This window comes from Streptomyces sp. NPDC027962 (assembly GCF_055566095.1).
Genome location: NZ_JBVHTA010000083.1, coordinates 1 through 6966 on the forward strand (window position 1 = coordinate 1; position 6966 = coordinate 6966).

The following is a 6966-nucleotide window of genomic DNA, read 5'->3' on the forward strand; positions in this document are numbered from 1 at the left end:
TCGGGTAGAGCCGGTGCTCGGCGACTTGGTCGAGGAACTCGCCGGTCTGCTCCGGTGTCCAGACCATCACGGGCCCGGGCCGCTGGCCGGTCTCGCGCCAGCGGGCGACGCGTTCACCGGTCCAGATGAAGGGCTTGGGCGGTGTGTACTTCGGCAGTACGACGTGCTTGGTCCAGTTCTCACTGATCAGCTTCTCGGTCAGCATCGCGTAGTCCAGAGCGGAGCTGAGCTCGTTCTTCATCTTGAGTTGGGCGCCGGGGCCGGTGATGTGGCGAGGCTTCTTGCGCTCCTCGCGCAGCGCCTGCTTGGCGTCGTTCCACCGCTGGCGCAGCTCGGGTGGGCGTGGTCTCGCAGTGGCTCTCCACGCCGTGTGTGCGGCCTCGCACTCGGCTTCGGCGGCGGCTGCCGTGACGCGGTTCGCGGCGTGCGTCTCGTTGTCGCGCCAGATCTGCTCGAACATCTCCTGGATGTGCCGGGTGCGCAGATCCCGCAACTTCAGGTGGCCGAGGTGCGGGACGAAGACGCGGTCGATGTGGTCCTGGTAGCCCTTCCTGGTCGACCGCTTGAGATTGACCTTCTTCTCGATCCAGCGCCGCAGGAACTGCTCGACGGTCTCGTCCGAGAGGACGTCGATGCCTCCTTGGGCCTGGTTCCAGATCGCTTGGGCCTCCTCCTCGGCCTTCTTCTTGGTGAGGAAGCCGCCCTTGCGTGCTCTTCGCCGCTTGCCGCCGGGGCCGTTGGGCAGTTCGACGTAGTAGTACCAGGTGCCGTGGTCGCGGTTGTTCAACTGTGGGCAGTCCGCGCCGAGTTCCTTCGTCTTCTGCTGGCCGTCGCTGTCGAGGACTGGTTCGCCGTCCTTGCTGGTGACGAGTCTCCTGCAGGCACAGCGCTTGTAGACAGACCCCTTGAACACGTTGTGTCCCCTCCGGTGTTGATCGGTGTCGGTGCCACCCGAACGCCGCAATCATATGTTGAGACAGTTGTATGTCTCCTTGATAATGTCGGCGTAGACGGATGGTCTGGTCGATTTGGTGTCTGGCTGGCATGCGCTCGGGTCTGCTCGGCTCCGGATGCGCATACCTATGTGGTGGCAGTCTGATGCTGGGTGTAGCCCGTCTGGGTGGACGCGGATCTTGGTGCCCTCGCTGGGGAGACTCTAGGCTCGGTCGGGACTGTCTGGGAGGCGCGGGGGCGAGACGGGAGAGTCTGAACATGGGTGATCGTCGAGATTCGGCCAAGCGCGGTGCGGTGCCTCGTGAGAGTGCCGGGATGACGCGCGAGGAAGTGCTGGAGCTGCCAGTGGCGATCGATGTCCTGACCGCCGGCAGGGCGTTCGGCCTGGGCAGGAACACGACGTACGAGCTGATCAATGCTGGAGAGTTCCCGGTGAAGGTTCACCAGTACGGCAAGGGCAACCGCCGGGTCCTGACCTCCGAGCTGTGGGTGGCACTTGGGGTGGTGCCGAAATAGCGCCGGGCGCCAAGGGGTGACTCGGCCACCCCCTCGCTGGCGCGGTGTTGCCCAGTCTTCGGCGCGGCCTACTCAATTCAGTAGGCCGCGCCCTCGTGCCTGGGAAAGCGCTACGCGCCCTGCCAGGGGCGATCGACGTGCCGAGCGCGGAGGCGTGGTGCGCGATGCTGGCTCCCCGTGATCCGAGTGGGGACTGCCCCACCCTCGATGCGGGGCTGACTCCTGCCTTCGAGGAGTAGCCTCCGTCAGGGCTGGTGGGGAGGCCAACTCCGAGTAGGCCAACCGAGAGTTGGCATACTTTGACTAGGCATACTGCGAGTCTGCATGTTGCGGCCCGTCGCAGGGGTGATCCGCCCCTCGCCGACTGTAACCGTCGGGTAGGTGGACGGGGCCGGAACGGGTCGGCTACGGTGCCGCGAACCCGGTTGGTGTGCACATTGTGCAGACCATTACATGTCGGGCTGACAGTGATGGGTTCTGGCATACCCTGGCGTAGGGGGATACCTGGGGTTATGGGCTGGAGAGGTGATGAGGGCATACGGCCACGAGACGGACGGAGTGACTGCCGTCCCCGAGGAAGCTGCCTACTTGGCGGCGGCTGCTAAGCGCCTGCTGGAGGGTGGGGCGACGCTCGGGGACACCGCGCGGTGGATGACGGAGACTGCCGGGCCGACGGTGTTCGGGCGGCCGTGGTCGCCGACGACCCTGCGCCGCCGACTCCGCAATCCAGGGATCGCGGGGCTGCGGGAGAACGCAGCCGGCGAGCTGGTGAAAGGGCCGGCTGAACCCCTGATCGACCGCGACACCTTTGATGCGCTGCAGGAGTTGTTCACGCGTAACGAGCGAGGTCAGGGCAGCAAGCCGGCGCATGTCCATCTGCTGTCCGGGGGGAGCACGGTGTGCGACTTGTGCGACAGCCCGCTGGTGTCCCGGTCTACAGCGAACGGCGGGCGCGGCTACGTCTGCGAGACCGCGGGGTGCGGAAAGGTCCGGATCTCCGCAGAGCCGCTGGACAAGTACGTGGCCGAGCGCGCCATCGCGAGGCTGGAGCGCGCGGGCATGATGAGGCGACTGGCCGATCTGCGGGACGGGTTTGTCGCGGAGTCCGAAGAGGCTGCCAAGTTCCTGGAAGAGCTGCGGAGTCACAAGGATGAATTGGCGAGGGCCTTCGGGGCGAAGGATCTGAGTCTTGGGGAGTTCAAGAAGGCGAAGGAGGGTCTCGAGGTGCGGCGCTCGCAGGCCATGGCGGCCATGCGAAGGGGCAAGTATCTCGGCGAACTGCCGGAGTTGACTGTCGAGGCGCTGGTCGAGTGGTGGAACGAGACCGCGGGCCAGGAGCAGCGGCGGGCACTCCTGCAGTTGATCGTGGCCGAGGTGCGAGTCGGTCCGGCCACGGTGCGTGGATCACGCCGATTCGACGAGGCTCGGTTCGACATCCTCTGGCGGTAGGGGGCATGCCGCTGATCGTCGGTCCACTGAAGGAGGAGCTGTTGGATGCGAACCTCTTCGTCCGCACACATGTTTGCGCTCGGATGGATCGGGTCGTAGTCTAAACGATCTCGCGCTCTGTGTAACGTTTAGTCACCGACCGTGCTGCGCCCGGTGCTACCTACGAGGGAGCGAGTCAGGGCGCGGGGGTTGCCTGCGTCATAGCTTTGGGGAGAAGTGCGTGGACGGGCGTATCTCGCTGGCGGCGGTGAAGGGGTGGATAGAGGTGGAGGGGGCCGAGAGCGTTGGTGTCGAACCCGTGGGCAGCGGGGAGGAGCGGGCGCTGGAATGCTTCAAGGTCCTTATGGGCGCGGATGTGGAGTACGAGCCTTCGAGTCTGGGGTCGACATGTGTTGAGGCGGACTTCAGATAGCTTGGCAAGTCATTTCGAGAGTGGCCTCGGCGGTCCGTATGGGACCGCCGGGGCCTTCGTGTTTGACCCCCAGGTGCCCGCAAGGGTTGCGCGAGATCAAAGTAAATCACACTTGACGATCTTGATCTTGTGATCATAGAATGTAGTCACAACCTCACAGGAACCCACCCTGCGAGACCGAAGAGTGCGAGGAGTCAGCGACATGAGCGTCAGCGAGGCGAACATCGAGGTCATCGCCATTCCTCTCGGTGAGATCGAGCCCAACCCGGACCAGCCCCGGAAGTTCTTCGACGAGACCAAGCTGGAGGAGCTCGCGGCCCAGTTCCGCTCGGTCGGCCAGCTCCAGCCGATCGTGGTCCGGCCGGCCGGCGACACGTTCCAGATCGTGATGGGTGAGCGGCGCTGGCGGGCGATGTACCTGGTGGAGGGCGCGACCACAATCGAGGCCAAGGTCGTCTCGAGCGTCGACGACGAGAACGCGTTCATCATGGGGATCTCCGAGAACGTCGGCCGCGCGGACATGACGCTCATGGAGGAGGCGCAGGCGTACGCGGATCTGGTCGGGTTCGGGTACATGGCGGAGCGCATCGCGGAGATGTTCGGCAAGACCACCGACTACGTGAAGTGGCGGATGGACCTGCTCAACCTCACGACGGACATCGCGGAGCTGGTCGCCGAGGGGAAGATCAAGGCGGACTTTGCCTGGTACCTGTCCAAGCTCTCGCCGGCGAACCAGAAGGTGGCGGTCACCCGGTACATGAAGGGCGACTTCAGGACGGAGACCGACGCCTCCACCTTCGCGCAGGCCCTGCGGATGAAGGAGAACCAGGAGGGCTTCTTCTCCGAGAAGGAACTGTCGGAGAAGGAGAAGGAGGACAAGGCGAAGGAGCGCAAGCAGGTCAAGTCCAAGGTGGACCACGTCGAGCGGGCCGGGACGCTGTTGGAAGAACTGGGGAGGCTGACACCGTCCGAACTGGCCGAGCTGTTCGAGGGCGAGGTCGGCAAGCAGCTGGACGCGGTGGACCGGGTGCGGAAGGCGGCGGCCGAGACGGTGAAGAAGCTGCGGAAGGCGAAGGCGATGTCCGAGGCGAAGCGGCTGACCGTGCGCCCCGAGCTGGAGGCCGAGCCGGAGGTCGAGGGCATCGCTGAGGGGGAGCCGAGCGAGGCGGAGTTGGCCGAGCTGGATGTCGCGGAGTCGACGGAAGCTGAGCTGGAGGAGGCGGCCTGATCGACCGGGTTCCAGTGGCCGGGTGCCCCGTGGGTGGGGTACTCGGCCACTGGTCTTTCGGTGCCCGGCTGGGGGTATGGGCGCGGTGTCTGGGGTGGGGTGGAAGTGGGGTGCGAGTGGGGTGCGCGGAGCCCGCGATCGTGCCACAGGTATAAATTACGCTTGACGCTAAAGTCGGTTGAAGATAGAATTTAGTTGTCAGGTCCTACTCATTTTGGGTGTGGAGGTCTCTCCGTGCCGGGCCGTCGGTCCTGTGCCGGAGCGAAGGGGAGAAGGGAACGTATGAAAGTACTCATCGAGGAAGACGGAACGCTGGGTGCGGTTGGCTGGCGGCGGCGCTGGCCACGGTGATCCCGTGCCGGGCATGCGGCGTTCGACTGAGGGTTGAACCGGTGCGGGCGTCGGATGGCGCCACCGTGGCGGTGGACGGCGAAGGTCGGCTCGTGTTCGGTTCGGGCAGCACTTTCCAGGACGCGCTCGGCGTGCAGCTGTGCGACGACTGCTACGAGCTGGCCGGCTGGGAGAACAGCCACAGCGGCGACGGCCATGACGACGAGCCGGATCCCGACTGTCCGCTGTGCCCACGATGGGCATTCCAGTGCGCATCACCCTGTCCGCGCCGAGATGGACCCTGCCGTATCCCCTGGAGCACCAGGTGCGGGAAGCCGCGCCGAGCCGGACGTACTTCGGGTCGCCGCGGCTGGACTTCGAGAGGGCGTACCGGGCGCAACTCGACAGCTTCGGGGTTGGATTCCTCGGTACCCGGTTCCAGCAAATCGCGGTGGAGGGAGGGGACTTGCGGCTGGTGCTGCTGTGCTTCGAAGACCTGGCGAAACCAGGGGAGTGGTGTCACCGGCGAATGTTCGCGGCCTGGTGGCGGGAGCAGACGGGCGCGCCCGTGCGGGAACTCGGGCCGCTGAGGCCAGAGTACGAACAAGGGACGCTGATGTGAGCGCGGAGCAGGGGAGGAGGCGGAACTGGGTGGACATGCGACCGGAGGACTTCGAGAAGCCGCCGGAGTCCAAGCCGGTGCCGCCCGGGCAGATGCAGCTGTTCGTGTCGGGCCCGGCGAAGCCGAAGCCGCGGCGGAAGCCGCCGATTGAGCCGTGCGCGTTCGGCACGATGGATTTGCTGGACCTCGTCGACCCCGATGAGTAGATGAATTCGCTCCGGTTTGTGGGGTGATATGCAGGTAGCGGGCGCGACTCTGCGTCCGCTACCTGTGTGGAGACAGACATATGTCTGATAGGTTCGATGTGTTGGCGGGGGATCTTCCCGATCGGGCCCCGCCGCGCGCCGGTAGTGCACCTGGTAGCACGCCCCGCCCCCGGTGGGGAGGAGCTCGTTCGAGTCGGGCCCGGCGCTCGAGGATGCGTCCGCACAGGTATGTGGTGTGGAGCCGACCAGCCCCGGAACCAAACCCTCCAGGCGTCCCCCGCGCCTCCTGGTTCCCCGGCGATCCGGCACGGCAGGACCAGCCCCCTGCCCCTCCGGGCCCGCATCCCACTCCTGTTCAGCCTGACGAGAAGCGAGACCACTGATCGGCCGCCCAACGTGGTCGGCCCCGTGAAGGGGAGGCCCCGGTGTTCCACGGTTCGATTCCCGCCGATCTCCGCGCCGTCATCCACGAGCACACCGCTACCTGGGCCGGGCAGGCCGAGGACATCTACGTCGGCTGCTCGGGAAACTTCACCATTGAACGCGTCCTGCACGACAGTGGCTTCCGGCTCCACGGATGCGACGTGCAGTTGTACTCGTCGGCGATCGGTTGGTACCTCGCCGGTCAGGAACTGCCCATCGCCATCCGGCCCGAGTCGTCCGACGAACTCGACTGGCTGGTCCCGTATATGGACGGGCGGGCCGGGACGCTGGCCGCGGTGCTGCTTGGCTCCCGATTCTTCCAGTGGCTCGGCCGAGGCGAGCACCCGTACTACGGGCGGATGCTCGGCGCCTACCAGAAGCAGTTCCCGCAGCTGCACGCCAAGACCGTCGCGAAGATCGAGGCGCTGCCGCTGCGCCTGGCCTCGTACGCGCCGATGGACGTCAACCAGTGGCTTGCCGAACACGTCCCGCCAGATGCGCCGGTGGTGGCCTTCCCGCCGTTCTTCGCCGGGGACTACGAGAGCCAGTTTGCCGCCCTCGACAAGCACCTGGATTGGCCGGCCCCGCAGTATCCGACGCTGGACGACTCCGCGAAGCAGACTCTCATCGAGCGCATCACGGACCGGCCCCGCTGGGTCCTCGGCCTGCACTTCGACGTCGCGGACCTCGCCGATCACCTGCGAGGCCAGGTGCAGACCGCCAACCGCGGGGTGAACCGCCCCGTGTCAGGTAGAGACTCGATTCCGTGAAAGGATTGAGTCATGGCACGACCCTCCCGTTACCCGCTTGAGTTGCGCCGTCGCGC

Annotated in this window: 8 protein-coding genes and 1 tRNA gene; 8 read left to right on the forward strand and 1 reads right to left on the reverse strand. The window is 66.0% G+C overall.

Annotated features, from left to right (window positions below):
* Window positions 1–913, reverse strand: a 913-nt coding sequence (locus ACZ4SA_RS36430) for a tyrosine-type recombinase/integrase (RefSeq protein WP_468282993.1), incomplete at its 3' end; no start/stop codon positions are given.
* Between the two features lie 356 nt (window positions 914–1269).
* On the opposite strand from ACZ4SA_RS36430, the gene ACZ4SA_RS36435 reads away from it, so the two are divergent.
* The 8 genes from ACZ4SA_RS36435 to ACZ4SA_RS36470 all read left to right on the forward strand — a co-directional run bounded on the left by ACZ4SA_RS36435 (window position 1270) and on the right by ACZ4SA_RS36470 (window position 6910).
* Window positions 1270–1470: a DNA-binding protein gene (locus ACZ4SA_RS36435; protein WP_468282996.1), complete on the forward strand. Its 201-nt coding sequence runs from the start codon at window positions 1270–1272 to the stop codon at window positions 1468–1470.
* Between the two features lie 528 nt (window positions 1471–1998).
* Entirely contained in the window at window positions 1999–2919 is a 921-nt protein-coding gene (locus ACZ4SA_RS36440) for a recombinase family protein (protein ID WP_468282999.1), read from the forward strand.
* Between the two features lie 220 nt (window positions 2920–3139).
* Window positions 3140–3331 carry a hypothetical protein gene (locus ACZ4SA_RS36445; protein WP_468283002.1) on the forward strand — a complete coding sequence of 64 codons (192 nt, stop codon included), beginning with the start codon at window positions 3140–3142 and terminating at the stop codon, window positions 3329–3331.
* Between the two features lie 202 nt (window positions 3332–3533).
* Entirely contained in the window at window positions 3534–4559 is a 1026-nt protein-coding gene (locus ACZ4SA_RS36450) for a ParB/RepB/Spo0J family partition protein (RefSeq protein ID WP_468283005.1), read from the forward strand.
* Between the two features lie 586 nt (window positions 4560–5145).
* Window positions 5146–5511 (forward strand): hypothetical protein, encoded by a 366-nt coding sequence (locus ACZ4SA_RS36455; protein ID WP_468283008.1) that lies wholly within the window; start codon window positions 5146–5148, stop codon window positions 5509–5511.
* A 29-nt stretch (window positions 5512–5540) separates the two neighbouring features.
* Window positions 5541–5717, forward strand: a complete 177-nt coding sequence (locus ACZ4SA_RS36460) for a hypothetical protein (RefSeq protein WP_468283011.1) — start codon at window positions 5541–5543, stop codon at window positions 5715–5717.
* Between the two features lie 135 nt (window positions 5718–5852).
* Window positions 5853–5924: transfer RNA gene (locus tag ACZ4SA_RS36465), tRNA-Gly, on the forward strand.
* Window positions 5925–6142: 218 nt separating this feature from the next.
* On the forward strand, window positions 6143–6910 hold the full coding sequence (locus ACZ4SA_RS36470) for a putative antirestriction adenine methyltransferase (RefSeq protein WP_468283014.1): 768 nt from the start codon (window positions 6143–6145) through the stop codon (window positions 6908–6910).
* The last annotated feature ends 56 nt before the right edge of the window (window positions 6911–6966 follow it).

Bases quoted from the DNA above. Each gene is read 5' to 3' on its own strand.
- ACZ4SA_RS36455 (WP_468283008.1), top strand. From the start codon at position 5,146: ATGGGCATTCCAGTGCGCATCACCCTGTCCGCGCCGAGATGGACCCTG.
- ACZ4SA_RS36450 (WP_468283005.1), top strand. From the start codon at position 3,534: ATGAGCGTCAGCGAGGCGAACATCGAGGTCATCGCCATTCCTCTCGGT.
- ACZ4SA_RS36440 (WP_468282999.1), top strand. From the start codon at position 1,999: ATGAGGGCATACGGCCACGAGACGGACGGAGTGACTGCCGTCCCCGAG.
- ACZ4SA_RS36435 (WP_468282996.1), top strand. From the start codon at position 1,270: ATGACGCGCGAGGAAGTGCTGGAGCTGCCAGTGGCGATCGATGTCCTG.